This is a genomic window from Pseudorhodoplanes sp. (assembly GCF_059499825.1).
Genome location: NZ_JCABZI010000020.1, coordinates 69,520 through 93,557, shown reverse-complemented (window position 1 = coordinate 93,557; position 24,038 = coordinate 69,520). Strand labels below are relative to the sequence as shown.

21 protein-coding genes are annotated in these 24,038 nt (G+C 60.3%); 14 read left to right on the top strand and 7 right to left on the bottom strand.

Annotated elements, in window-relative coordinates; all coding sequences use genetic code 11:
• Positions 1–29 precede the first annotated feature (29 nt).
• From AC5I5I_RS24500 to AC5I5I_RS24490, 3 genes are all read left to right on the top strand, one after another.
• Positions 30–743 (top strand): antitoxin Xre/MbcA/ParS-like domain-containing protein, encoded by a 714-nt coding sequence (locus tag AC5I5I_RS24500; protein WP_495977538.1) that lies wholly within the window; start codon positions 30–32, stop codon positions 741–743.
• Between the two features lie 71 nt (positions 744–814).
• A complete protein-coding gene (locus AC5I5I_RS24495; RefSeq protein ID WP_495977537.1) occupies positions 815–1,330 on the top strand; it encodes an RES family NAD+ phosphorylase in 516 nt (171 codons plus the stop codon).
• Positions 1,331–1,352: 22 nt separating this feature from the next.
• Positions 1,353–1,979: a hypothetical protein gene (locus tag AC5I5I_RS24490; protein ID WP_495977535.1), complete on the top strand. Its 627-nt coding sequence runs from the start codon at positions 1,353–1,355 to the stop codon at positions 1,977–1,979.
• Between the two features lie 50 nt (positions 1,980–2,029).
• Here the strand turns inward: AC5I5I_RS24490 and AC5I5I_RS24485 are convergent, their stop codons facing one another.
• On the bottom strand, positions 2,030–3,916 hold the full coding sequence (locus AC5I5I_RS24485) for a competence protein CoiA family protein (RefSeq protein ID WP_495977533.1): 1,887 nt from the start codon (positions 3,914–3,916) through the stop codon (positions 2,030–2,032).
• Between the two features lie 173 nt (positions 3,917–4,089).
• On the opposite strand from AC5I5I_RS24485, the gene AC5I5I_RS24480 reads away from it, so the two are divergent.
• From AC5I5I_RS24480 to AC5I5I_RS24455, 6 genes are all read left to right on the top strand, one after another.
• Positions 4,090–5,418, top strand: a complete 1,329-nt coding sequence (locus AC5I5I_RS24480; RefSeq protein WP_495977531.1) for an SIR2 family protein — start codon at positions 4,090–4,092, stop codon at positions 5,416–5,418.
• Entirely contained in the window at positions 5,415–5,951 is a 537-nt protein-coding gene (locus AC5I5I_RS24475) for a hypothetical protein (RefSeq protein WP_495977529.1), read from the top strand. The genes AC5I5I_RS24480 and AC5I5I_RS24475 overlap by 4 nt, the downstream gene beginning before the upstream one ends.
• Positions 5,948–7,972, top strand: coding sequence for an AAA family ATPase (locus AC5I5I_RS24470; RefSeq protein ID WP_495977527.1), 2,025 nt, complete (start codon positions 5,948–5,950; stop codon positions 7,970–7,972). The genes AC5I5I_RS24475 and AC5I5I_RS24470 overlap by 4 nt, the downstream gene beginning before the upstream one ends.
• 222 nt (positions 7,973–8,194) lie before the next feature.
• A complete protein-coding gene (locus AC5I5I_RS24465) occupies positions 8,195–9,439 on the top strand; it encodes a hypothetical protein (RefSeq protein WP_495977525.1) in 1,245 nt (414 codons plus the stop codon).
• On the top strand, positions 9,439–10,605 hold the full coding sequence (locus AC5I5I_RS24460) for a hypothetical protein (RefSeq protein WP_495977523.1): 1,167 nt from the start codon (positions 9,439–9,441) through the stop codon (positions 10,603–10,605). The genes AC5I5I_RS24465 and AC5I5I_RS24460 overlap by 1 nt, the downstream gene beginning before the upstream one ends.
• A gap of 234 nt (positions 10,606–10,839) precedes the next feature.
• Complete coding sequence (locus AC5I5I_RS24455) at positions 10,840–12,915, top strand: ATP-binding protein (protein WP_495977521.1); 2,076 nt, start codon at positions 10,840–10,842, stop codon at positions 12,913–12,915.
• Here AC5I5I_RS24455 and AC5I5I_RS24450 read toward each other — a convergent pair.
• Together AC5I5I_RS24450 and AC5I5I_RS24445 are read right to left on the bottom strand one after the other, a co-directional pair.
• On the bottom strand, positions 12,799–13,107 hold the full coding sequence (locus tag AC5I5I_RS24450; protein WP_495977519.1) for a phosphomethylpyrimidine synthase ThiC: 309 nt from the start codon (positions 13,105–13,107) through the stop codon (positions 12,799–12,801). The two genes, AC5I5I_RS24455 and AC5I5I_RS24450, sit on opposite strands and share 117 nt — an antisense overlap.
• Positions 13,108–13,319: 212 nt before the next feature.
• On the bottom strand, positions 13,320–14,522 hold the full coding sequence (locus tag AC5I5I_RS24445) for an RHE_PE00001 family protein (RefSeq protein ID WP_495977517.1): 1,203 nt from the start codon (positions 14,520–14,522) through the stop codon (positions 13,320–13,322).
• A 218-nt stretch (positions 14,523–14,740) separates the two neighbouring features.
• Between AC5I5I_RS24445 and AC5I5I_RS24440 the strand changes: the two genes are divergently transcribed.
• Positions 14,741–15,910, top strand: a complete 1,170-nt coding sequence (locus AC5I5I_RS24440) for a tyrosine-type recombinase/integrase (protein ID WP_495977515.1) — start codon at positions 14,741–14,743, stop codon at positions 15,908–15,910.
• A 1,182-nt stretch (positions 15,911–17,092) separates the two neighbouring features.
• Here AC5I5I_RS24440 and repC read toward each other — a convergent pair.
• The 4 genes from repC to AC5I5I_RS24420 all read right to left on the bottom strand — a co-directional run bounded on the left by repC (position 17,093) and on the right by AC5I5I_RS24420 (position 21,806).
• Positions 17,093–18,322 carry a plasmid replication protein RepC gene (gene repC / locus AC5I5I_RS24435; RefSeq protein WP_495977513.1) on the bottom strand — a complete coding sequence of 410 codons (1,230 nt, stop codon included), beginning with the start codon at positions 18,320–18,322 and terminating at the stop codon, positions 17,093–17,095.
• Between the two features lie 162 nt (positions 18,323–18,484).
• Positions 18,485–19,474: a plasmid partitioning protein RepB gene (repB, locus tag AC5I5I_RS24430; RefSeq protein ID WP_495977511.1), complete on the bottom strand. Its 990-nt coding sequence runs from the start codon at positions 19,472–19,474 to the stop codon at positions 18,485–18,487.
• A 72-nt stretch (positions 19,475–19,546) separates the two neighbouring features.
• Positions 19,547–20,734 (bottom strand): plasmid partitioning protein RepA, encoded by a 1,188-nt coding sequence (gene repA / locus AC5I5I_RS24425; protein WP_495977509.1) that lies wholly within the window; start codon positions 20,732–20,734, stop codon positions 19,547–19,549.
• Between the two features lie 346 nt (positions 20,735–21,080).
• On the bottom strand, positions 21,081–21,806 hold the full coding sequence (locus AC5I5I_RS24420; RefSeq protein ID WP_495977507.1) for a LuxR family transcriptional regulator: 726 nt from the start codon (positions 21,804–21,806) through the stop codon (positions 21,081–21,083).
• A 201-nt stretch (positions 21,807–22,007) separates the two neighbouring features.
• Between AC5I5I_RS24420 and AC5I5I_RS24415 the strand changes: the two genes are divergently transcribed.
• From AC5I5I_RS24415 to AC5I5I_RS24400, 4 genes are all read left to right on the top strand, one after another.
• A complete protein-coding gene (locus AC5I5I_RS24415) occupies positions 22,008–22,643 on the top strand; it encodes an acyl-homoserine-lactone synthase (RefSeq protein ID WP_495977505.1) in 636 nt (211 codons plus the stop codon).
• Positions 22,643–23,101 (top strand): hypothetical protein, encoded by a 459-nt coding sequence (locus tag AC5I5I_RS24410; protein WP_495977503.1) that lies wholly within the window; start codon positions 22,643–22,645, stop codon positions 23,099–23,101. Before AC5I5I_RS24415 ends, AC5I5I_RS24410 begins: the two co-directional genes overlap by 1 nt.
• A complete protein-coding gene (locus AC5I5I_RS24405) occupies positions 23,101–23,664 on the top strand; it encodes a type IV secretion protein (protein WP_495977501.1) in 564 nt (187 codons plus the stop codon). The genes AC5I5I_RS24410 and AC5I5I_RS24405 overlap by 1 nt, the downstream gene beginning before the upstream one ends.
• Positions 23,665–23,733: 69 nt before the next feature.
• A complete protein-coding gene (locus AC5I5I_RS24400; RefSeq protein WP_495977499.1) occupies positions 23,734–24,030 on the top strand; it encodes a TrbC/VirB2 family protein in 297 nt (98 codons plus the stop codon).
• Positions 24,031–24,038 lie beyond the last annotated feature (8 nt).

The following is a 24,038-nucleotide window of genomic DNA, read 5'->3' as shown; positions in this document are numbered from 1 at the left end:
TATCAACCTCTGATGACATGGAGGCCAATATGGTCGCAACGGTTCGCAAGTCCAGCGGTGGCGCTCTGTTCAACGTGAACAGCGCAGCCGTCGCCGACATTCTCGACATGCTCGCCCGGCACAATCCTGGAATTTCCAGATCCGTGTTGAAGAGCAAGAGCGAGGTCGTCGCCGCGCTCACGAGGGCCGCTGTCCAGCTGTCTGACGATCAGGCGTGTCAGATTCTGACCCGAAACGACCTCGCCGAGGCGATGCAGGCCGTGGTCGCCGATCTCGCCGGCCGCCCCACTGGAAAGCTGATCCAGCTCAAAGTCGACAAGCCCGTCGAGGTAAGTCAGGGAGCCGGCTTGGCCGGTATGATGGATCTCGACGAAGGCCGCCGCCGTCTTGCGGCCTATGCGACGCCTGTTCGCCTTGAGGACTGGGCGGGGCCGGTTGCCGGGCCGAGTGATATCGAGAAGGCATTCGGCACCAAGCGATCGACCCTGCATGACTGGCAGCGGCGAGGCGCCGTCATTGGGCTGCTCAAGGGCGAGCGCAAGCATGTCTTTCCCCTGGCGCAGTTCGTCGACGGCCGGCCGGTCGAAGGCATGTCGGACGTCACCAGGATCATCGAAAACCCCAGAGCCGCCTGGCAGTGGCTCATTCAGCCCAAGCCGAGCATCGGCGGAACTCCGCTCGATCGGCTCAAGGCTGGACATCTGGACGAGGTCATCGACGCGGCCGAACGTGACTTCGGCTGATCGTGAAGCTTGATCCAAGGACAGTCGCGGACCTTGCCCTGGCATTCCGGCCGCAAGCCTACTTGCGCGTCATGCCGGCCGCCCATGCCGCGACCCCGCTCGGCATGGGCTTTGGTCATACCCGCTTTTCAAGCCCCGATCGGGCGTTTCGGCTGGTCTACATCGCGCGTGATCTCGCAACGGCAATCGCTGAGACCATCGTTCGAGACCGCTTCGAAGGCGCCACAGAACGCGTGCTCGACTACAGCGAGATTGAGGAATGGGCCGTTGCAGAGGTAACTGCGCCGTCTCCTCTCCTGGTACTCGACCTACGAACGACGGGATTGCTGAGGCTCGGCGTCAGTACTGATGCCGCCCGCGCCAAAGCACATCGAGAAGGACAGCAGCTCAGCAAGGCGGTCTACGGCGCCGTCGCGGTTGACGCCCTGCTCTATTCGTCGCGGCTGACCTCGGCCGAGTGCCTCGCGGTCTATGACCGCGCAGTGGACGTCAAACTGGTCTCGTCACCGGCAGTAAATCTCCTGCGGCACCCGGACCTGGTTCGCGCGCTGAACTCCATCAGAGTCGCGATCCGCAGAGCACCCTGAGCGAGCCCGCTGGACTCAGACGATGATTGTGACGACCGACCCACTCGGACCGATAGAAGAGAAGCGCATTTCCGCCTGGTCCATCGACAGGACAACCATGAGCGTGCCGAACGACGACGACGACGACACCGATTGGTACCAGGACGACCCTCCGTTCGCAGATCCCGCGATCCAGCTTGAATATGAGGCGGCTCTCGGTCGTTTCCTGGTGGCGTTCAACAAGATCGATAATGAGCTGACGGATCTGATTCGGACGGTTCTTCGGGCACACAATCGAGAAGATCTGTTCGAGAAGTGCGCGATCAGCGTCGATTTCAGCCGTAAGGTCTTCCATCTTGACCTGCTGAGCCTTGTTTCCGACCCGGGGAAGCTCGGTTCCGCACCTCTCGATGAGATGAAAGATATTGCTGGCCAGAGAAATACCGTGGCGCACGGGCATTTTGATCAGAACCCCGCCGATGGCGCATACCAGGTGAAGCAGAAGGGTAAGGCGCTGGAGTTTTCCGTCGAGCGCATAAATGGCCTGACAGCCCGCTGCCAAATCGTGTGGGATCGCCTTCGTACGCTCCAGGCCCACTACTGGCTTGAGCCTGAGATCATCGAAGAGATCAGAGATAGCAGCCGGTTGGCCCCTGCTAGGAAACCATAAGGATCTCCCATGACGCGCCGCGGGGATCACGCACACGTGGGCCTCGAACGTCAGCGCCGCTTTTTCGGTTGGAGAAGCTCAAGGCAGCGTTTGGCGGTCCCTTCGTCAATGGCGAATTCTTCAGGGCGCGCCTTTAAAGCCGGATGAAAGTTTCGCATCCAGAGCTTGGCTCGCTCGTCGCCGAGTGTCGACTTTGCGACCTTCTCAACATCGTATTGGGCGGCTGCCTTCGCCTGCGCTTGGGCCTGGCAGCGCAGGTATTCCCTGGTGCGCTTCTCCAGCGCGCGCTCAGCCCGCACATACTCCGCTTCGCTGATCGCGGCGACCTCAACGGGGATGCGTCCGTCCAGCAACTGATTTGGGACGGCAAGCCATTCATCGGCCAGTGCTCCGATGCTCTGCCACGCCCACGCTTTAAAGCTCGCAACACGACCGTCGGCCGCCGCCTGAGCCTTCTTCCGCAAAGCCTCTTCGCGCGCTGCGCGTTCCTGAGCCCTCGTCGCCAGCGCGCGAGAAAGCTCGGCCGCGAGAGGAAGGCCGAGAAGATCTAGGTCAGGCTTCGGCAGAAGATCGATTTGTCCTGGCAGATTGACCAGTTCACTACGTAATGAGCGCCATGCTGGTTCGTCGAAATGTAAAGCCTCCCTGAGCGTGTATGCGCGCCCAGGGAATGGCTGGCGAGACCAGGCGTCCAGATCAAACGACACAGTTTCGTCTTCGGGCAGGCCTTTCAATGCGTCAGTGACGCACGTCTCGATCTCATCGAAGCGTTTCGCCGGTCGATTTCGAAGTTCGCGAGCATCGCCGACGATCTTGGTGAGGCGACCCGACGGTCTCCATCCATCATCTGCTGACTTCGATAGAAGCCCGCGATCATGAAGCTGTTTCAGGTAGTCGCGAACCGCCCGAACTGGGACTTCGAAAGTTGATACGGTGGCTCGAAGTCCCTCCGCGACCTCGCTGGTGACCTTCATGAAGCGCGGTACCGTCCAACCTCGATCCTCGAGGTTGAGATAGATTTCGCCTTCACCGAGATCCTGAGCATTCAGGTTCAGAAGCATCTGCAACACAGTAGCTTGCCACTCGGCGAGTGGCACTGAGAAACAGCCGGAGCCTTTCACATCGAGATCAATGAAGCTGCGGAGGCCGTCGTGGCGGATCGCAACCTCGGCCTTGCCATTTCCATCGGCTCGCGCCGGCGACCGATGTTCATATTGGCGCGCTAGTGACTTGACCTGCTTTGCGATTGCCGCGGCCTTTTCAGCGGCCCGTTTGCGAGCTCGATCGCGAGCAGCGGAGGTTTTGGGGTTGTGGAGCCACGTTCGGCCTGCTTCGAAGAGGATTTGGTCAGCCAGATCGCGCAGCCGCATGCCGCGATAGGGCGACAGATCGATCTCGACCGCACCAATGTCGAGCTCTCGAATGATATCGATCTTCTCCGGGCCGCAGGCGTGGGTGACCATGAACTCTACGATCAGCCTGCGGCTGCCACGAACCAGGACGACGTCAGGGACGATCGTCCCCGCTCTCTTTTCGAGGATGGCTTTCTCGAATTCGAATGGGCCGGGAGGGACGACGACTTCGACCTCGCCCGATTCAGTGACGCTATGCGCCGGCAACCTCATTACCAACCGCTCGTTGAGAACCTGCTTGGCGAATTTGTGGAGGCCGGTTTCGCCGGCCGACGTACAGGTAAGGCCGGCAGTTCCATAGTGAGCGAAATGATGTGCGAGTTCTTCGCCTTTTCTGGCAACCATCGGTCGACCACAGCCGAGGCATGTGCACCGGCAGGCAAGCCCCTTCGGCACCTCGCGTATTGAGACCAAGGTGCCGTGCTGGTCGTCTGCGACGACGGAGATGCCGTTTCGACCACAGTCGAACAGGTCATCCAGACTCAAATCGTCTAGACCCGACGGAGTTTCGATTAAGTCAGTCATAGAAAGAAGCGACCAAACGCTCGATGGACTAGCAGGAGGTGCGTAGAAGCGTCCGACAGCCGGAAAGCGGGTGCTACTGTGACACGCGATTGAACGCCTCTCGCCGCATCACTATCGGTGCTAGATGTGAACTGGCAAGGTGCGCACAACAGCACAAACGCGGATTCGAGATCGTGATCCTGACAAGCCTCGACGATGGTATCGATCTCGCATTCACGTCGCTGCTCGCGCAGCGCCTGGCGATAATTGCTGGCGCAGGACTATCGATGGCGCCGCCCAGCAAACTGCCGAGTGCTTGGCATCTCGCGGAGCGAGCCAAGGCCACATATGGGCTGCAATGGGGAGCCGCAAAGCCTCCTCTGCCTGACGACATCGAGGCCCAGGCCGAGTTCTTCTTCGCACAAAATGAACTCCAGACAGTCTATCTGGCCACCCTAATTGACCGACACGCGTTCGCGGGTCGGCCAAATCCCGGCCACTTTGCGATCGCCGATCTGATGTTGTCGCAGGCCATCCAGACGGTTCTGACGACTAACGTTGATCCGCTGGTAGAAACTGCCGGAAATGACCTCTTTGGGCAGATCGAAACCGGAATCGATGGCGTTACCATTGCCGCGCTTCCTCCCAATGTGACGCCGATGCTGAAGATTCATGGCTGTCGACAGGTGGATTGGCCCAATACAGTTTGGGCACCGAGCCAATTGGACACCGAACCGGTCCGTAGTCGGGTAGAGTCGAGCATCCCTTGGGTTTCCCATAGGCTCCTCAACCGTGACCTTGTCATTGTCGGGTACTGGACCGACTGGGACTATATGAACCAAATCCTGACGCGGGTTATGAACGCGATAAATCCATCGCGAGTGATCGTCGTCGATCCGGCCGACAGCGCGACATTTCCCGCAAAGGCTCCGGCGCTTTTTGCTCTTGGTCAGAGGGCCGCGAACGGCTTCCATCACGTCAAGGAGTCAGGCGACGTCTTCCTCGCAACGCTTCGTCGGAGATTTTCGCAGCACATCGTGCGCGCTGTGCTGCACTCGGGCGCTGGGGCATATGCTGACGATAAGGGTATTGCGCCCGATCCGACATGGCTCGAACCGCCGGTGATGGACGATAGCCAGCTATGGCTTCTTCGTCGCGATTTGCTCGGATGCGCACCGAACGCTCCCGCAACATCACCGACGCCGCCAAATGAGCCGTTGTTGGGAAGGACCCTGCTGCAGCTCCGAGCGGCGGGCGCGGTGCCCGACGGTTCGAGTTGGAACCTCGGTGGAAAACTGATCCGCGTCTTGCGCGCGCCAAATCAAATCCTCCATCGGGTCGAAGCGCTCTATGATGGAGACGTTGCCCCGATCGTTGCGCCCGACTACGTCGTGGCTGTCGGCGCGGAATCCCGAGCCCTTCCGGCCAGCATAACTCGCGGCGGCGGAACGCCGTCGATCGCAAGGACGTCGGGTGGGACGTGGTTGAGCTATGCCGACGCGGTTGAGGAGTTCGGCCTATGATAAGCGTTTATGAGGAGGCGTCGCGCAGGCTTCAAGAGGCCATGTTCGACGTGTCCGATACGCCAGTCGAACATGGACAAGCCCTTCTTTTCGAGAACGACACGGTTCTTGGCTTTGCACTTCTCTACGACACGGCCGCCCATCTCATCAGTCGGTGGGCCGCCAACGCCGACGGGCTGATAGCGACGCGCCGGTTCCAGTTAAAGGCCGCCGGAAACAAGGCGTGGAACACCTACGTATTATTCTTGGCGGCGGAGCAGCCTTCATCGATTGACGCGGTCGCATTGAGCCTCATTGAGGAAGATCTTGCCGGGTATCGCAAGATCGCTCGAGCCGGCTGCGGCAATCTCGCCGATCTGAACCGAGCATTGCTGCCCTTGTTGCCAGTTCAATCTGCGCCGGTTCTCGATGCCGTCGACAGCAAGCTGGAAGTCAGGCAGCGAGCGACCGAAATCTCCCCCAAACTTTTGGACGCCTTTCTCTCAGAAGCGGACGAACAAATCGTATTGCAGATGCTGGAGCAGGAAGCATGAAGCTGACCTATGTCTCTGTATGTGGCTTCCGGGGCTACCGAGAAGAGGCGCGCCTCGACTTTGCTACGGGGTTCAACATCGTGGACGGTCGGAATGGCGTCGGAAAGAGTACGATTTTCGACGCGGTCGAGTTCGCGCTCACCGGCGACCTGAGCAAGTACGCTGGCGCCACGGCGTCTGGCCAAAGCGTGGCGGATTACATCTGGTGGATCGGAGAGGGCGACGCCGCGGTTGACCGATTCGTGGAAGTCGGTTTCTCCGGCGTTCAAGGCGACTGGGTCATCCGAAGAACGCCGCTAGATTCCAAAACATTCGTCGTCGCCTCCGACCTTATAGCCGCTCTCGCGCATCCAGACTTGGCGCCAGAAGCCCCGCTGAAGCAACTATGCGCCACCACGATCATTCGAGACGAACATATTGCCGGCTTGAGTCTCGATCTGAAAGAGACTGAGCGTTACGCCCTCCTCCGCCAGGCCATCGGCGCAACGGACGCGGAAACTTGGATCAGCCGAGCCCAAGCTATTGTTGGCCAGGCGAAGCGAAGGCGGGAAGCCACGCAGACGGAAGTCGCCACCCTGACAAACGAGGTGAGTTCCGCAGGGAGACGCATCGACGAACTCAGGCTTTCCTTGGCATCCAGCCAAGCAATCGCAGAGGCGAGCGACCGGCTGCGCGCCTTTGTGGACGCTCCGGCGGCAAGTGCGGATACACTCGTCAGCACCGCGCAAAGGCGAATCGCAGCCGCCGAGCTCGAGCTCCAAACCATCGCCTCACTGAAAGATCTGCTTCCACAATACGAAGCGGCGCGCGCCAACTTGCCCGATTTGGGCCGGCAACTCGCAATGGCCACGATAGCCGTCCGTGAGGCGCAAGAACAATTGGACAGCTTCGGAACGGTGGAACAAGCTGATCGAAGCTCCGAGCTCGCCACTCAGGCACGATCGCTGATCACCCTCATTCGAGAGGGTAGAAAAATCGGTTTGATCGAACATCATTGTCCGCTTTGCGCGACCGATCATTCTGACGCGAGCTTCGCGGCTGGAACCCTTGAAGCGGAAGCCGTGGCGTCACGTATCGATGAAATCGCAGCCGAACTCGCTGTGCGCGATGGAGAGATCGCTGCGGCGCGCACAGAACTAGCAGATCGCAAAGAACGGGAGCAGTCAATCACTCTCAGAGTTAATGACCTTCAAGAAATCGTCCGTCGCTTTGAGGAAGAGGCCAACGCACTTTCCCTTACCGGGGATAATGACCACGAAACATTGGATCGGCGGACAGTCGAAATTCGCAACCTGCTCGAAACGGCTCGACGGGATTTGCGTGTATTAGATACTTTGCGCCTGAATGATGAGCTCTCGCGGGCGACTCAAATTGAAACGACGTCCAAAGAACGCTTACAGAAAGGTCAGGAACGCTTTGGTCGCGCTCGAAAGGCAGAAACAATTGCGACTGCCCTTTATGACGCTGCTCGCCGCGCCGCCGCCGAAACGCTCGACCTTCGGATCGATCGAGTGCTTCCACTGATGGTCGAGCTTTATTCGCGCCTTAAGCCTCACCCCGTATGGCAGGACATCGACTATTCGATCCGAGGCGACGTTCGCAGGTTTCTCAGTCTGAAGGTCGGTGATGGTCTGAATCCGCAGTTCCTCTTCTCCAGCGGTCAACGACGGGCGACTGGTCTCGCGTTTCTGCTTTCGATCAATCTATCGCTAGCCTGGAGCCGATGGCAGTCGGTTCTGCTCGATGATCCGGTCCAGCATGTCGACGATTTTCGAACCGTCCACCTCGCAGAGGTGCTTGCGCAGCTTGTCGCCGGCGGAAGACAGATCATTTGCGCCGTTGAAGACCCGGCCCTCGCTGACATGATGTGCCGTCGGCTGCCTATCGAAAACCTCGGTGCAGCCAAACGGATTACGCTGGGACCGAAGGCCAATGGTAGTCTGCACGTCCAAGCAACGGAAATGTTGAAGCCGTTGCCGCACCGGGCATTCAGCGAGAGCCCGCAGGCGCTTGCCGGCTAAACACGAGGTAATTTTAATCGTGTCTCTCATCCCACGGGCGGTTGGGCTCGCGACAATACGGCTCGCTTCAGAAAGCCTACCAGATCAGCCGGTTCCACGCAGCCTCCATCGCTAGCGGACGAACGCTGGTCGAATGCATTTAGGTGACGCAGGTCAATCAAACTTGTAGAGGTCGCCTCTGTATTGTGACGACCGTTTCAGTGAACCGGATTTGGAGGGGCTATGTCGATACCGGTTCAGGTAACTGGCGCCTGGTTGATGCATCACGACCAGAAGCTTTCGGCGGTAAAATCAACCGAGTTTGAGAGCATCACCACTGCGGGCCGCGCGGCTCGCTTGCTGTCGTATATCTCGAAAGAAGAGCAGTGGAGCGTGTCGCTTGCTCGGGTACAGACGCTCGCTCAAGCAAATGGCATCCGGAAGCATGAAGTCGCGGGCCTATTGACGGAGCTGGCGAAGGTGGGCGTCATCGATGAGACGTCAGGCGGAGTTGCGGTTCTCGGTGTGAGTCAGAACAACCTGTTCAAGCACGCGGCGACCGTCTTCGAGGAGCAGGAGCCGACCGGTCTCGAGCGCGCAGCGCTTGAGCTCGCCGAGTTGGCAAGCCAGTCCCCGGTCGAGGAGGCATCCGCCGCAGAGCGCCTGTCCGACGAGCATAAACTATCGAAGGCCGAAACTGCGGACCTGACTTTGCTGTCCAAGCAGATCGGCTTCGTGGATCACGAAGGTTTGCTGGACAAGACGCTGCTGTTCAATGGCTCGCTCTTCAAGCGCGATGATGCGAGGAAATCGCAGATCATTCTCGACGGAGTGAATACGTCGGAGCGGCAGAACCTACTTGAGACCGATGCGCGCCTTACCGCGACCGGATGTCTGCCCGAAGACACGATCGCCGCTATTCTAGGCACGGCGCTGTGGAGCAAGCTCCACCAAATCGGCTATTATCAGGTCAGCCAGGTGACCAATGAAAACGGCAGCACCCGGTTCGTCACGCGACCGGCCGCGCTTGTCAAATATGTTCCTGGCGGTCTGGCAGACATGCATGACGACGCGAAGGCACTCGCCAGCAGTTTGACCTATGGGATCCTGAAGAGCAGCAAGGAACGAGGAAAAATTCAAGATCCAGCCGTGCTCATGAACGTCCTCATCAACCGCGGCTATGTCGAAGGATGGGCGCGCGCGATCAAAGAAGATTATCAGGCACTCGAACGGCGTGGCGTTGTGACCGTATCGTCCTCATCCGACGGATTTCGGCTTACGCTTCAGAAGCCCGAGATTGGATCCATGGCGCACGATCTCATCCTGCGAGGGGATGCCTCTGAGGCCGCTGCACGGGCCACAATAGGCTCGCAGGCCGGCCAGTTCGTCGGACCGGAGGGCGCACGCAGGGCGGAGCGGCTCAAGGACGTACCCGAAACCAAGCGCTCCGCGTCGCTTGCATTGGATAGCTTGAGGAAAGCCCGGTGATGATTAAGCAGCTCAACTCAGACATAGACAAGGGCGGAGCAGCCGAGGAAGCCCTCCGCCTCTATTTCCAGCAGCTAGGCGCTTTCGTCGTTCGGGGCGTCAAGGTACGGGCCGGAAAGGATCATGTCACCGACATTGATCTGTGGGTGTACACGCGTGCAAGCGTGCATGCGCGACACATCGCAATCGTCGACATCAAAAACAAGAAGCGGGCCAAGGGCTATGAGCGGCTGATCTGGCTTAAGGGACTGCAAGCGGCGGTGGGAGCCGACGAAGCCATAGTCGCGACGACAGCGTCCAAGGAGGATCTCGCGCCATTCGCCACTAGAATGGGCCTAAAGCTCCTGTCGTCGCAAGTCTTCAAGGCTGTCATGGCTCGCTATGCGGGCGCAAGGGACCGGCTCGCTTCTGAAGACATCGAAAAAATGTGGCGGTCGGTCAGACTTGAGGGTGGAGAGACGCTCGCAGCGCGGATGGAAACCAACCTAGTCGAGATTGGGCTCGGCTTGAGCTTCACCGCACTAAATATCTGGATCGATGAGGCCGCTAAGCTGCTTGTACACAGCCACGACCATGAACGTGTGCCTGCCGCGATCGCGCGTGCGGTCATGCTCTGCGCGTCATTAGTGGCGATCGCTGCCGACTATGTCGGAAAGAGCACAGCATTTGGCGACGCGGAAAGCCGCCGTGCATATTTCCGCGAAGGGCTCGTCTTCGGAAACGCGGCCGATGGATCGGCAAGCCGTTATCTAGAATTTGCAGAGCGTGTCGCAACGGATTACCTCGACAAGACCGGAGCTGCGGCAGCGACAATCCGATCAGGTTTCCAGCGCGCCGTCGAGAACTTGCCCGTTGGCCCGTTCATCGACTTCTTTTCGAGGCCCGCGGCCGGCCGAGAGTTAATGGACGCGGCGATCCAATTGGAGGCTGCGGCCTTTGCCCAGGCAGCTCCAAACTTCGCCGGCTTGCCCCCAGAGGCGAAGACGATCATCGGTCTTTTGATCGACTATGCAGGCCTCGATCGGCGGAAATTCCTGCGCGCGTCCGATCAAGCGATGTCGCAAGGAAGCCGCGCCGAGGCAGCGCCGGAAGGCAGCGGCACCGCGAAGACCATGATCGAACCGGAAGAGGACAAAAAGAAGGGACCTGACGGGCTCCTATTATAAGTGGATCAGGCTCAGGTTTGATCGGTGCGCTAAGCATTATCTGATAGAATCTCGGCAACCTTGATGAGGCCGCTTGGCGCGCAGGCGCCTGCGCCTTGGGCTCGATCATCGGAATATCTGCCGTCAAGAGCCCGTTCCCAAACCTGACGTTGGCATTCGAGGTCCCCGGAGTCGGTGGTGCCTCACCGACATCGATCTGCTATGCCAGCGCCTCCTCCAGGGTTGGCATGTGAAATGAACCAGGTGACGCCCCTTCCTCCCGGCATGCTTCGCACGAATTTGCGCGGCCAGATCAGGCAGACGCACCTCCCGAAATGGAAGGCACTGCTGCCGCTCTTCGAAGCGGTGATGAACTCATTTCAGGCGATCCAGGAATTCCAAGTCGAGCGCGCGCACAGGATAGTCATTGTAGTGGAGCGCGCGGCGGACCTCTTCGATGAGGAGGAGCCGCCCATTACGGGATTCCAAATAACCGACACCGGTATCGGCTTCACGACTGACAATTTCGAATCCTTCAATACGGCCTTCTCCGAACACAAGTTCGAACGCGGTGGCAAAGGCCTCGGGCGATTCATGTGGCTCAAGGCCTTCGATGCCGTGACCATCCGGAGTGTCTTTCGCACGCGTGAACTCGATGGCGAGACGGGCCTGTGGGAGCGCGATTTCCGGTTCGGCTTCGACTACGATCCGGCCAGCGCGCTGGCACACGAAATCGAGCAGGGAGGCAGCGAAGGTACCACTGTCCGACTGTCTGGCTTCCGCGCGCCGTATCAGCAGGAATGTCCGCGCAATGTCGAGCAACTGGCGCAGAGGCTCGCCGAGCATTTCATTCTCGTGCTGATGCAGCCCGACTGTCCTGAGGTGGAGCTTCAAGACAAAGGGCTTCGCTTGTCTTTAAATCGCGTTTTTAGGGATTACTTCGGCGGCGCTGCAACCAGCGCAAGCTTCGAGTTATCCGGTAGACAATTTCAAATTAACGGCTTCCGGTTGACGGCACCTCGCGCGTCCAAGCACCGATTGATCTATGCGGCGAACTCCCGGGGCGTCGTCACGGAAATGCTCGATCAATACGTTCCCAATTTGACAGGCAGACTCCATGACTTAGAAGGAAATTCTTTCGTCTATCTTGCTGTTGTCCAAGGCGATTACCTGAACGACAAAGTCAATAACTTCCGCACCGATTTCGAGATGAGAGACGATGCCGATGAAGCTCAGATCGAGCTGACAATCGACGATGAACTTCGCCGATCCGATATCCGGGAAAAATGCGTCGAGTATGTCGAACGCGATCTATTCGATCTGATTGACAATTTGAACAAGGGCAAGGCCGAGCGCGTGATCGCCTATGTCCGCGCCGAAGCCCCGCAGTACAAGCCCATGCTGCGATATCTGGACAGTTTTATCGGTTCAATCTCGCCGAACGCGTCGAAAATCGATATCGAACTGGCCCTGCACAGGGAATTACATCGCCGGGAAGTGACCCTAAAGCGCGAGGGGTCTCGCATCCTCACAGAGGCTGCAAAGCAAGACAATTACGAGCAGTATAGGCAGCGCCTCGCGGAGTTTATGGAGCAGTCGAACGAACTCGGTTTGTCAGCGCTGGCTCAATACGTCATGCACCGGAAGATCATTATCGAGTTATTTGAGAAGGCGCTTTCATCAGATAGAAAAACACATAAATATCCTCTCGAAGAAGCTGTACATAATATTGTATTTCCAATGAGATCAAATGACGAAGATGTTCTATATTCACAACAGAATTTATGGATGATCGACGAGCGTCTAAATTTTCATTCGTTCATAGCCTCAGACAAGCCCTTGAATTCTCATGATAATTTCCAGTCTGACTCGAAGAAGCGACCGGACCTGTTCATTTTCGACCGCAAGATCGCTTTTGCCGAGGGGGCTGGCGATGGGGCTCCGATCAGCAGCATCTCTGTTGTCGAGTTCAAACGTCCGCAGCGCGACGACTACAGCGATATGGAGAACCCACTCAAGCAAGTTCTCGATCAGATTCAAGCCATACGCAGTGGTCAGTTTAAAACTGAACGGGGTAGACCAATTCCTGTCGCGAACGAAAAGATCCCCGCATTTGCCTACGTGATTTGCGACATCACGCCGAAAATGCGTGAGACATTGGTGGATCGCGACGCAAAAGGCACCCCCGACGGCCAGTCATATTACGGATTTCATTCAAATCACGGCATCTACTTCGAAGTGATCGATTACGGAAAACTTCTGACCGACGCCAAGCGTCGCAATCGCGTATTTTTCGAGCGCCTCAATCTCATGGATGGCGAGCGTCGATGATCTTGTAGGTGATGACGCCGACCTTGACGTCGTCGCGGTTGGCAGGCCGAGATGCTCCTTCGGCGTCACGTAGCACAGCATGGAGCAGCCGAACCAGCCGATCATGGCGGCGCCGATGCACGAGGTGATGTGGTCGTAGCCCGGCGCGATGCCGGTGGTCAGTGGAGCGTGTAGAACGGTGCCTCGCCGCATTCCTTGAGCTGCTTGTCCATGTTGATCTTGATCTTGTGCAGCACATGGCCGGGCCCTCGATCATAATCTGGCAGCCCTTCTTCGAGGCGATTTGGGTGTGCTCGCCGAGGGTTTCGAGCTCGGCGCCCCGACGCAAGGAGGCAAAATGAGCTGCGTTCCTACTGGCGGCATGATGAGCCGCCGTCTCCCCGCTATAGCAGCGGGAGGACAATCTATATAATCCCCCAGGCCCGGTAGCGCTTCCGGCCGGTGAGTTCGCGCGGCAGGCTGCCGCCGAGCTCCTTCAGCATCACCTCGACCGCCTGCGGCGAGACCTGCAACCGCGCCGCCGCCAGTTGCACGGTCACCAGTGGTGACGCGACGAACAGCTCGACCAGCTCCGGTAGTTTCGAATTCCCCCGCCTCCCCTCACACTTCCGCAGCATGAGTTCCCGCGCCAGCGACAGCCGATCGAGGTCGGCCTGCCCGAACGCGGCTGCCTCACTGAAAGCGCCGAGCAGCCCAACGATCCGGACGCCAAGCGCTTGGTGCTGGCTCCACCGAAACCTCCCCCGCCTCAGCCCAAGCCCAACCGTCGGCAGATGCGCGGCCGCCAGCCCCCGTTCCCGTAAACCGGTCGCAGCCAGCGCAAAACCGAGCTCGCCGGAGTGCTCGGACGGCTCGAGCCAAAGCCAGGCATCTAGCGCGAGTGCGGCCGCAAGGGTTGCTGGCAGTACCCTGCCCTCCTCCAGAATGGCGAGCCAGCGCGCAAACCGCCCGGCGGCGTCATAGCCGGGATCGCGCAGGGTCAGGCTCTTGCGGCCCTCGTCGGAAGAAAGGTCGTTCCAGGCGTCGAGTTTTTTCCGGGTACGCACCAAGAGCGCGTCGATCTCGGCGAAGACCGGATCGGCGAGATTAGCCTCGTCCACCTGGTCCAGGTCATCCTCATCAGCTTGGTCCTCAGCATCGTCCTCCCGGCCGTTTCGATCCCATGGCGCCGCGACGTAATTCGGGGCCACCGCTGTCGTCATCACCCTATCCATCCGATCTGGGTCTGCCGGTCCCTCGATGCCGAGCCGCTGCCGCAAGGTCCCGTGGCTTAGGATATCGGCCGGCTCGCGCCGCGCCAGGCGCCGGCGCTCGTCCAGCATGGCGGCGGCCCTGGCTATCTCCCGCGTCGGGCTGCGCACGTCCATGCCGGCATCGTGCAGGATGAGATCCTCGAGCGGGCACAGGCCGCCGGTGAGGCCGATCAGCGCCTGCGCCTCAAAAGCGTGGCTGCGCTGGCGCGCGCCTTCGGCCAGCATCGGCTTGGCCCGGAGCAAGCGCTCGTCAAAACGGGCGAGCGCGATCGCAGCGGTCTCGGAGGCTGCGGCGCAGTCCGAAACCAGGAGTTGACGCTGCACGCGAGAAATATCATAGCGGTTTGAATTCACCCCTAAAAATCTATCATACCCAACCCAAATAGCTATTCATTTGTTTCACATCGACACCAAAGAGTGAGTACTCATCACTCACGGTAAGTACCTCTTATCGATAGTGATGGACATGGTACCGGAAATCGGCGATTCTAGCGCTACGGAACGCCGGAATCGCCGTCGGTCGGGCTTCCGGTCGACGAAATCGGCATTCGCGAATGGCGCTAGGAGTAGCCATGGCTACGACACCCCTGCTCTCGGCCGAGCCCGAAACGCGACGCGCCTTCCAGCTCGACGCGCTCGCCGGCATTTTGCCGCTGGAGCGCCGCGACAAGCTGGCGACCATCCTGACCGACGACGACGTCGAGACTCTGCGCCATCTCGCCCGCGAGGGCATGGGTGAAAGCTCGCTGCGCGCCTTGGCTTCCGACCTGGCTTATCTCGAAGCCTGGTCGCTCGCTTCGACGGGGTCGGCCCTGTCCTGGCCGGCGCCGGAGGGTTTGGTGCTAAAGTTCATCGCCCATCACCTCTGGGATCCCGCACGGCGCAGCGAGGATGCCGCCCACGGCATGCCGGCCGATGTCGAGGCTGCGCTGCGCGCCGGCGGCCATCTGCGAGCCGAAGGCCCGCACGCCAGCTCCACCGTCAAACGGCGCCTGGCGCATTGGGCGACGCTGCATCGCTGGAAAGGATTGGAAAGCCCGCTCGGCACCCCGGCGATCCGCACGAGTGTGCGTCTTGCCGTCCGGGCCAGCGCAAAACCGCGCCGGCGCAAAAGCAGGCGGGCGGTCACCCGCGATGTCCTCGACCGGCTGATCGCGACCTGCCAGTCCGACCGGCTCGCCGACACGCGCGATCTCGCGATCCTGCTCGTCGCTTTTGCGTCAGGCGGGCGCCGGCGCAGCGAGGTCGCGCAGCTGCGGCTGGAGCAGCTTTCCGACGAAGGCGACGTGCCGCTCGATCCCGATGATCCCAACTCCCCACGCCTGCCCTGCACGGCGATCGCGCTCGGCCGAACAAAGATCGGCCAGGCCGACGACGATGATTCCCGGGTGCTGCTGATCGGACCTCCCGTCCTGGCATTGCGCGAGTGGATCGAGCGAGCGGAGGTCAAGAAGGGCGCGGTGTTCCGGGCGATCGACCGCTGGGAGGCGATCGACGATCGCGCGCTGACGCCCCAGGCCGTCAATCTGATCCTGAAACGTCGCTGCGCCATGGCCGGGCTCGACCCGGCGGAGTTTTCCGCCCATGGGCTGCGCTCAGGATATCTCACTGAAGCCGCCCGCGCCGGCGTCGCCCTGCCCGCCGCCATGCGCCAGTCGCAGCATCGCTCCATCCAGCAGGCCGCCCGCTATTACAACGACGCCGACCAAGCGCTTGGAAAAGCCGCGCGACTGGCGATCTGACTCCTATACCGCCTACCGGCAGCCTCGTGGATCAAGACCATGTGCCAGCGCCCGGCGCGGCGCACATAGCCCGCCCGGCGATTCCTGTTGCCAGGTGCATTCAGCGGCACGAGGACAATTGAACTGGCGCCGCCGCATCGTCGCCTGCCGCCTGCGCAACCTCTCCACTCGCTACCCGGCCGGCTTGGCAGATCCGACCGTCGAACCAGCGGCATTCGCTGCGCTCACAGCGAGCATTGCGCGCGCCGCTCCAGCTCGAGCCGTCAATAGCAAACAGGGGACACATCGTCGCCGGGCAAAAGGTCCGATCCGTCATCGTAAAAATCGCCAGACGCTCAGTCGCGTTCGATGCTCCGCGCTCTGAAACAGGCCTGTGGTAAACTTGAGCGTCACGTCTTTCGAGAAACCATTTCCAAGCGCGGCCGAACGGCCACCACACGTCGATCGTGAGACCGTGCCGCAACCTCATCCGAGGCCCTCAGGGCTGCCAAGACGGCCGGGCGAACATAGGAGCGCATCTCGACGCGCCATTGCTCCGCCATCGTCTCCCACCGAAACTGACGGGGCTCACGGATGGACTCATGCAAGGCCCTCGCAGCGGCCTCGACTGCTTCCGATATTCGACGCTGGTCCATGCCCCGACACCATCCAACACACAATCAGATCATGCCGAAAGCCTTGCCTCAAAGGAAGCGACGATTGTGACAGGGAATATGGTGACCTCAGATCTGAACCCGATTTTCGACCGCGGAGACCGCCAGGCTCGTTGCTTGTCACGCTTCATGGTCGCCGGACGGAAGCTAAGTCCATCATCTGGACTCCACGCCGACTGCTTGATCTGCGTTGACCGCTAGCAATTCGACGACAGCGATCGTTGAGACCGAACACCTCAGCGGCATGCCCTGCCAGCCAACGCTCGACCTCCGCGGCGCGGACCGGACCGATACCCCTTTCCTGCTCGAGCTCGACACGGCCATATGCTGCGCGATCCGAGCCAGATTGGCCGCTCGTTCTCGCGGCGAGCGTCCGCCGAGTGCTGCGTAACGACCGGATAACAGCACGGTGAGATCGCGCGGGACGGCCTTGCCGTGCCGATCATCTCAAGTCCTCGCAACGGCTTCTGCAAGGCCTTGACCGGCGCCAACAAGACATCTCGCTTGAGCGTGACTGCGTTACATCACCTCACGCCCGCTTCCTTTCACGCCGTCGGCTGCTGATCAGCGCCATCAGCATCGGCCCGAGCGAAAACTCGGCCGCTTGCGCCTTTCGCGTCAGCTCACGCAGATAACCGCCGGCGCTGGAAATCGCCTCGCCACGCTGCAGGATCGCCGCCACGACGATCGAAGCGGGAACTTCGTCCATGACGCCGATCGCTTCCTCCCAGGCGCTCGGACTAATCCCCAGCATCGGCCTGACGACAGCAACCGTCGCCAAAAAGTCGCGCCAGTTCGCAATTCCGCCCTTCGAGTAATCGATCAGGTCGGGACAGGCGTCCAAAACCATGCCCAACGGGAACGATCCTTCCGGCACCCGCTTCGGTTCCGGCACAATCTCCAAACCAGCCCCCCTGCTTTCTGGAAAGCGAGGTTCAAGATCAGGAAGGGAGTCTGGATTTGAATTCTGTATGTGACGCTCATTCTGAGACTCATTGCCGCTCATATTCTGAGATTTGATGTGAGCTTCCAGCAGGTTGAGGATTGCGTCAGCGAGCAATGAAAGCTCGTCGGCGATCGGCTCGAGGGCCAGGCGCGTCGCGCTGCGCGGAATCCGCGCCATGATCCCGCGATAGAGCTGGTGGATCTCGGCCCAGTCGGCCGGCCCCTGCCCTGCAAGTTGCGCCGGGACGCCCTCTTCGATCCCCGTCGCGATCATCTTGGCGATGTCGCGCCGGCAGATCGTGATGCGCTCGCGCACGAGGCGCACCGCCCGGGCTTCGGCCTCGACCTCGGCCGCCAGGGCCTCGAACTCTTCCGACCGCACCACGAGCGGCGCCAGGTCGAAACCGAAGGCGAACTCGATCTCCCCTCCCCTGCCCTTACGGGCATAACGCTTGCCGTTGGGGCTGTCTCGCCGGACGATCAGGCCGGCATCGACCAAGGTTGCCAGATGACGCCTGAGCGTCGCGATCGGCATGCCATGCGCCCGCAGGCCGAGCTGGTGGTTCGACGGAAAGACGACGAGGCCTTCGCCGGTGAGGACCGTCTCGGGGTGGAAGGAGAGCAAGGCGTCCAGAACGGCCAGAGCTCGCTCGGGTACGCCGAGTAGATTTTTGGCCGTGCAGATCGCCCGGAAGATATTCCATTTGTGGACCGCCTTTTCAGGCAGCCGGGTTTTCGCGCTCGCCTGGCTCGCCACATGGGCGAGCGTCAGCGATCGCCGCCCAAAGGGCGTCGTCGAGAGTCGTGGTTCCATTTCTTTGCCTCGTTCGGGGCAAAAGAAATCCGCTCGCCGAAACGGCGCTGAATCTCACACGAGACTCTTGACGGTGATTCGTGGAAGTGCGATTCTGTGTTTGCTTAGGACACAGAGAAGGGCTTCCGGAACGTCGTTTCGGGGGCCTTTTTCTTTTGCGGGCTAATCTCCGTTTGTGGTTGCACCCGCCCGACGTCTGAAATCATCGTAAAGACGATCCAGATTATCGGACAAATAACGGCCGAACGCCTTGGCATCCGGTCCTTTGGCCTTGATGGCCAGAGTGAATTTTCGCCCCTCGGCTAGCATCTCCGCCGCGATTGCCCCGTCGCGCGGTGCCCAACTTTGCCTGTCAGGCTCGCTGCGGCTGCGGCTCTGTTTGGCCTTCAGACGGCGTTCGACCACAGCGAAGCGCTCTTCGGTGGGGAGTTCCGCAAAGCCTTCGCCTTCGATCACGGCAATAGCCGCATCGTATTGAGATGGGCGTTCGAGCAGTAGCTTCAGCTCATACCAGCGATCGCGGCCGATGCCCTTCGCTGGTCCGATTGCCCGCAGCACCTTCTCTGGAAGGCCCGCAACGGCGAGCATCTTCGAAAGGGTCGATCTGTCCAGGGCGAGAGCGGTTATGACGATGGCGTTGTCATCGTCATAACGCAGCTTCGCCAGTTCGGACGCATATAACGCTTTCTCGATGAAGGAGAGATTCGCGCGTGCCGAATTCTCCTGACCTTGGGCAATGACATGTTCCCGGTCCTTCATCTCCTTGATGACGGCCCGGACCTTGCGCCCCAGGAGCTTGGCGACTTTCAGGCGGCGATGGCCGAAGACCACCATATAGCGGTCGCTCGAGGCCGGGTGAGGGCGCACCAGAATCGGGCTGTCCTGTCCGCGCGCGCGGATAGCTTCCAGGATCTCATTAAAGTCCTGCTCGTTCTCCTCGAGACGATCTTTGACGAAAGAGGGATCGACGATATCGGGATCGAGTTCGACTATGGGCTCGCCTTCCATGAGCCTGTCGGCGCGCGCTGTGATCTCGTTAAGCGAATTCAGGAAGGATTTTGACGCACCCTTGACCGCATAGTCGAGCGCGGGCTGCTCCTCAGAAGGAGCATCCTTGGCCAGCAAATTTGCGAAGGGATTTTTACGAGCCACTCCGCAGCCTCCTCATCAGGCGCATGCCATTGGAATAGAACCTGTTTTTAGCGATTTTTACGGCGGTCAACATCACAGCCGCCCCCATGCCTGATGAATGAGCCCTTGCACTTCGAAATTGACCGCATCCATGCATTCGATTGCGCGATCGTAGGTCTCGCGCGTGAAGTTCGCGCGTTCCACCTCATAGAGCGTCTGCTTCGTCAAGCCGGCATCCGAGATCGCGGTCGACTTCACCATCTGTGCCTTCAGCATTTCCGCCGCGAGCATGCTCTGCATGAGGCCGAGCATCTCGACCTGCGGCACGTCCGTCGGCTCGAAGCGGGTGATCAGATAGCGCAGCCAGTCCATGCGAACCTCGGCGCCGGCGTCCTTGATCGTCTTGGCGATATTTCCCAGCATCAGCAGGAATTGGCTCATCGACATGAGATCCAGCATCTGCGGATGAACTGTGATGAGCACAGATGTCGCGGCGATCAGCGCCGTCAACGTCAGGTAGCCAAGCTGGGGCGGGCAATCGACGACGACGACGTCATAGGAGGAATCGACCTCTTTTAGCGCATTGCCGAAGCGCGTGAAGAAGCGCTTGCCCTCTGCAGAATTCTGCATCGCTAAGGGCGTGTCATACTCGTATTCTTGAAGCTCAAGGTTTGCAGGAATAACGTCCAGTGACGGGAAATTCGTCTCCAGGATAACGTCCCGAATGGATTTTCGCTGATCGTCGTAGCGGATCGCGTCATAAAGCGACGGGTTCTTGTCGAGCTCCGGCTGAAATCCATACAACGCCGACAATGAAGCTTGCGGATCGAGGTCGACAGCGAGGATCCTATGCCCAGTCAGGGCGAGGTGCTGCGCGAGATGCGCCGCCGTAGTGGTCTTGCCTGAGCCGCCCTTGAAGTTGACGACGGCGATGACCTGCAACTTCTCACCTGGCTTACGGTGAGGGACGTATTTTTTGACCTCGGATCGGCCGTTCTTGTCGAGATAATGCCGCAGATCGAGCATTTGTTCGGCGGTATAGAAGCGGCGCCCGCCGGCCCCAGTCGAAGGCTCCGGCCCTTTGCCTTCGAGATGCAGGCGCTTGAGATTGTTGGGACTGACGCCGAGATAGTGGGCAACCTCAGCCATGGGGAAACGCCTCAGCGTCTTCTGGGCGTTAGGCGGAAATTTCTCCAGGCGAAGTTGATTTAGCTTGCGCGAGATCTCGGCACCCTGTTGGAGAATTTTATCGTCAAACTCGAACGGAGCGAGAGCGTTCATATTTCGGATGCCCGACCAAATAGCGCCAATTCGGCATCTTTTGCCGATTTGGCGCCAGTATGTCCGATTCTCTCGCTCGCACAACAAAAATGAGGTTAACAGAATCTTAACACACGGGGCTGCCTGGCGACGCGAAAAGCAGTTTGCTTCTGCGTTCCTCTAGCAAAATCAGCTAATTAAGCGAATTCTGATCGATCTTCGCGCATCAATGATCTGTCAGAGACAGCCATTCAGAAAATGGGCCACGACAACCCCAAGCGCCCCAAATCGTGAGCTTTCGGGAAGACACTTTCGACTCGCGCCGCCGACAGCAAACCTGACCCGCTGCCCAGCGACCTGCCGAGTTTCACGTTATCGTCTTTTCACGCAGCGCGATCGCGACCGCCTGCGGCAAGGTCTCGGCCCCGAGGTTTGCCCTTGCGTTGTCGAGGTGGAACTTCACCGCCCGCGGCGTGATACTCACTATTTTCGCGGTCGACTCCATGGATTTTCCGCGCGCGGCCCATGCGAGGCATTGCCGCTCGCGCTGGGTCAGAGGCGAAGCTTCGTTGGGCGGCGACCGCAGCCTTAGCTTCGCATCGGCGTGAGCGTGGAAGGTCAGTCCGATTAACTGCACGATGTCGTTGGCTTCAGTGACCATCCTTCCGTGGGCTGAGCTGACTTCGTCGACCGCGAACGTGAAGGCGGCGAACCGATTGAAGCCGCCGGCGATCGCGACCGAGACGCCATGGCGGATGCCGAACTCGTCGGCGTCATCGAAGAGCCGCTTCTGAGCGCGCAGCGGAGACCGTCGCGCGGCCTCACGGGTCCACTGCAATGTCGAGCGTCCGCTTCGGGCAAACGCAACCACCGGATCGACGTCCTGGTAGGTTTCCGAGAAGTAATGCTCGCTCCAGCGCTTGGGATAGGACGAGATCAAGACTGGATCGGCTTCGCCAAAGCCGAGATAGGCGAAGTACCGGAAGCCCATGCTTTCGGCGACACGTTGGCCGACGCGCCCGAACTCTGCTTCGGCGCCCGACGAATGCAGCCCGTCGACCAACTCCTGATAGGCCATTTCCACCGACTTCATCGGCTCTCCTCTGTGTTGCGGCGCCTTGCTTCACGCGCCTGACGATCCTCATGCGATCAATGCCGACCGCCTTTGCCGGGAAGATGTGGCGAGAGAGCGGCCACAACCTTAGAGAGAATCCACCCTGTCAGATCTGACAGGTTCGGCTCGAGCACGCCTCTGATTGATTGGCGGCCAGATCAACGCGATTCGGAGGTGGCCATGCAGGTCGTCGAATTGAGCCGCGCCGGATATGGCGCCAACATCTCGCTGCTGATGGGCATGCATCGGCTGCGGCGAAAAGTGTTCAAGGACCGGCTCGACTGGTCTGTCTCGACCACCGGCGATCTCGAGATGGATCGCTACGACACGTTGGATGCGGGCTACCTGGTCGTCGCCGATCGCGGTGCTGTCCTGGGCTGCGTGCGGTTGCTGCCGACGACAGGACCGAACATGCTGGCGGACACGTTTCCGGAGCTGCTCGACGGCGGTCCGGCGCCGCGCTCCAGCCTCATCGCCGAAAGCTCGCGCTTCTGCGTCGATACCGAAGCGACCAACGCTATAACCGATGGCGGCTTGCGGCAGGCGACGTTCGTGCTGCTTGCCGCCATGCTCGAATGGGGCGAGGCGCGGGGCGTGGCGTCGATCGCGACCGTGACCGATCTGCGCATGGAGCGCATTTTGCGTCGGGGCGGGTGGACGCTTGAGCGTCTCGGCGCGCCGCGGCGCATCGGATCGACCGTTGCGGTCGCAGGTTTGCTGCCGATCGAGCAGGATGCGCTCGCGGCGGTTCGACGCAATGGCGGCCTAACAGCGCCGGTGCTTCCGATCGAATTCCAGCTGCCGCTGGCGGCGTGATGGCTGCGAAGATGATCAAACCCGCACTTTTTGCCGCCGGACTTATTGGCCTCTCGGCCGGCGCTGCTCGCGCCGACGACTGGGGCTGCACGGTCCTGCTGTGCCTCGCCAACCCGGGCGGACCGACGCAATACGCGGCTTGCGTCCCGCCCGTGACGCGCCTCTGGTCTCATCTGAAGCGGGGAGGGGCATTTCCGACCTGCTCAGGTGCGGGATCGAGCGCCTCGCCGATCGGCTACGACCCGTATGAGCCATGCCAGGATGGCTATGTTCTGCGCAAGCTTGGGCGCGATGGCGCCAGTCAACCGGCCTGTGTTTCGAGCAAGCCGGTTCGCGATTGCGGCCGCGCTGACGACGTTTGCCAGCCGCATGACATTCAGGCGGTTCGCCATCGCGCCCAACCTAACTTCATCGACGTGACCGGAGCCGACGGCGTCAGTACGCGGGTACGGTTCTGATGGAGGCCGCCGACATTACGACATTGATCGACCGCTGCACCGCGCCAACGCTGGCGCGGCCAGTTGCCGCGATCATGCGCCAAGCGAGCGAGTTCGAGCCCTTGCTTGTCACAATCGCGGGCAAGCGGCCGATCCGGGTTCTGGCCGATACGAAACCTGAGGCCATCGCACTCACCAGCGAAGCGGCCGCGGCAGGACAACCGGTCCGGATCGGTTTGGCTCAGCTCGATGTTGCCGATCTAAAAGCGGCCGGGCTCACCATCGCTGCCGCATTCGACCCGTGCGAACACATCGCCGGCGTCGGCCGCGTATTTCAAGAACGGAAGGCGCTGCTCGTGTCGAGCGGCCTCGACGATGACGCCGCGAGCGAAAGAGCCAGAACGTCATTCAAAGCCGGTCGGACCGCAGCGTCCCCTGTAGCCGCAGCCAAGCCCGACACGATTTCGGGTCGTGAGACAAAGCCAGCCGGCCCTGACGAGGAGATCGCGTCCGCGAAAGACCCGCCGTCCTGGAGCGTCTATGGCGCGCAGCGCGGCTCCTCGCTGCTGATCTACAGCCACTAGCCCGACCCAATTCCTTTTTCCCGACCGCACGCGATGTCGGCGTCGAAGACGCTTGCCTGGAGACCACTAATGCCCCCGTCAATCCGAACACTCGCCGCGCCAGCCCTCGTGACGACTACGCTCGTTCTTTTCGCCGTCGAACCCGCTTTGGCGCAGACCGCCAACATCGAAGGCGTGCTGCAAAACATCGTTACGATGCTGACCGGCAATGTCGCGCGCCTGCTTGCGACGCTCGCCGTCATAATCGTCGGCATCGCCTGGATGTTCGGCTATCTCGATCTGCGCAAGGCGGCCTATGTCGTGCTCGGCGTCGCCATCGTCTTCGGCGCGTCCGAAGTCGTCTCGACGCTCACTGGCGGCAAGTAGGCTCGAGA

Bases quoted from the DNA above. Each gene is read 5' to 3' on its own strand.
- AC5I5I_RS24500 (WP_495977538.1), top strand. From the start codon at position 30: ATGGTCGCAACGGTTCGCAAGTCCAGCGGTGGCGCTCTGTTCAACGTG.
- AC5I5I_RS24495 (WP_495977537.1), top strand. From the start codon at position 815: ATGCCGGCCGCCCATGCCGCGACCCCGCTCGGCATGGGCTTTGGTCAT.
- AC5I5I_RS24490 (WP_495977535.1), top strand. From the start codon at position 1,353: ATGATTGTGACGACCGACCCACTCGGACCGATAGAAGAGAAGCGCATT.
- AC5I5I_RS24485 (WP_495977533.1), bottom strand. From the start codon at position 3,916: ATGACTGACTTAATCGAAACTCCGTCGGGTCTAGACGATTTGAGTCTG.
- AC5I5I_RS24475 (WP_495977529.1), top strand. From the start codon at position 5,415: ATGATAAGCGTTTATGAGGAGGCGTCGCGCAGGCTTCAAGAGGCCATG.
- AC5I5I_RS24470 (WP_495977527.1), top strand. From the start codon at position 5,948: ATGAAGCTGACCTATGTCTCTGTATGTGGCTTCCGGGGCTACCGAGAA.
- AC5I5I_RS24465 (WP_495977525.1), top strand. From the start codon at position 8,195: ATGTCGATACCGGTTCAGGTAACTGGCGCCTGGTTGATGCATCACGAC.
- AC5I5I_RS24460 (WP_495977523.1), top strand. From the start codon at position 9,439: ATGATTAAGCAGCTCAACTCAGACATAGACAAGGGCGGAGCAGCCGAG.
- AC5I5I_RS24455 (WP_495977521.1), top strand. From the start codon at position 10,840: ATGAACCAGGTGACGCCCCTTCCTCCCGGCATGCTTCGCACGAATTTG.
- AC5I5I_RS24450 (WP_495977519.1), bottom strand. From the start codon at position 13,107: ATGCGGCGAGGCACCGTTCTACACGCTCCACTGACCACCGGCATCGCG.
- AC5I5I_RS24440 (WP_495977515.1), top strand. From the start codon at position 14,741: ATGGCTACGACACCCCTGCTCTCGGCCGAGCCCGAAACGCGACGCGCC.
- repC (WP_495977513.1), bottom strand. From the start codon at position 18,322: ATGGAACCACGACTCTCGACGACGCCCTTTGGGCGGCGATCGCTGACG.
- repA (WP_495977509.1), bottom strand. From the start codon at position 20,734: ATGAACGCTCTCGCTCCGTTCGAGTTTGACGATAAAATTCTCCAACAG.
- AC5I5I_RS24420 (WP_495977507.1), bottom strand. From the start codon at position 21,806: ATGAAGTCGGTGGAAATGGCCTATCAGGAGTTGGTCGACGGGCTGCAT.
- AC5I5I_RS24415 (WP_495977505.1), top strand. From the start codon at position 22,008: ATGCAGGTCGTCGAATTGAGCCGCGCCGGATATGGCGCCAACATCTCG.
- AC5I5I_RS24410 (WP_495977503.1), top strand. From the start codon at position 22,643: ATGGCTGCGAAGATGATCAAACCCGCACTTTTTGCCGCCGGACTTATT.
- AC5I5I_RS24405 (WP_495977501.1), top strand. From the start codon at position 23,101: ATGGAGGCCGCCGACATTACGACATTGATCGACCGCTGCACCGCGCCA.
- AC5I5I_RS24400 (WP_495977499.1), top strand. From the start codon at position 23,734: ATGCCCCCGTCAATCCGAACACTCGCCGCGCCAGCCCTCGTGACGACT.